This is a genomic window from Methylobacterium nigriterrae (assembly GCF_037106235.1).
Lineage (GTDB): Bacteria > Pseudomonadota > Alphaproteobacteria > Rhizobiales > Beijerinckiaceae > Methylobacterium > Methylobacterium nigriterrae.
On record NZ_JBAWTG010000400.1, the window covers coordinates 1 to 1,135 of the forward strand.

Annotated in this window: 1 protein-coding gene; it reads right to left on the reverse strand. The window is 72.7% G+C overall.

What is annotated here, in order from left to right:
* Nucleotides 1–13: 13 nt before the first annotated feature.
* A partial coding sequence (locus WDW90_RS37390; RefSeq protein ID WP_336492769.1) for a polysaccharide biosynthesis/export family protein occupies nucleotides 14–1,135 on the reverse strand: 1,122 nt, incomplete at its 5' end.

The following is a 1,135-nucleotide window of genomic DNA, read 5'->3' on the forward strand; positions in this document are numbered from 1 at the left end:
TCCGGGTGCTGTTTCAGCGGGTATAGGCGTATGTCGCGGCTGCGGCTCCGACGGGGCCTGCGACGGCGGAGAAGACGGAGAGCACCTTCTGGACCTCGGTGTAGGGAGCGTTGGAGACGTAGACGAGGTCGCGGTTGCGCATCCGGAAGGCCTGGGTGAGGAACAGCGAGTTGGGGTCGCGCATGTTGATGCGGTAGACCACCGGCACCAGCGGCGTGCCGAGCAGCGCCGAGCCGGGGCTGAGCTTGCGCACCACGCTGGCGGGCTCGTAGCGGAACACGAAGGTGCCGGCGGGGTCGGCCTGGAAGTCGGACAGGCCGCGCGACTTGGCCAGGGCCTGGGCGAGCGTGATGCCCTCGGCCTGGAACGGGATCTCGGTGGCGTTGCCGAGGGCGCCCACCGCCAGGAAGGTCTGGGGATCGCGCACGAGCGTGAGCACGTCGCCGGGGCGCAGGTAGATGTTCTCGCGCGGGTTCGAGACCACGGTGGTGAGCGGCACGGTGGCGGTGGTGGCCCCGCGCGAGAGCCGCACGAAGGTCTCGGCGACGGGCGCGCGCACGCCGCCGGCCGAGGCCACCACGTCGAGCAGGCGGTCGCCGCGGCCTGACAGCGGCACGCGGGCGCCGTTGGCGACCTCGCCGGTGACGGTGACCGATTGCGAGATCGGCTTGGTGACCGAGACCAGCACCTGGGGCTGGATGGCCTTGCCGGAGAGTTCCGACTCGATCAGCGCCTGCACGTCCTGCGGCCGGCGGCCCGCCACCGGGATGCGGCCGGCATAGGGCACCGAGATGGCGCCGTCGCGCGCGACCACCTGCTCGGGGATCAGCGCCGACTTCGAGCCGGCCGAGAAGCGGTCGGCGATCAGCGGGCCCGAGAACAGGCCGCCCGAGCCCGCCTCCCAGACCGAGACCGAGACGAAGTCGCCCACCCCGATCACCGGCTCGAGCGCCGGCCGGTGGTCGCCCAGCGAGGCCAGCAGGCTGTCGAGCGGGCGCGCCCGCAGCGCCTCCACCACCGCCGGCGTGATGTCGACAAGCTCGTAGCGGGCAAACACGCCCGCGCTCGTCGACACCTCGGCCCCCGACGCCACCGCGCTCGCCGTCGGACCCGAAGCCGGCAATACCGAGCAGCC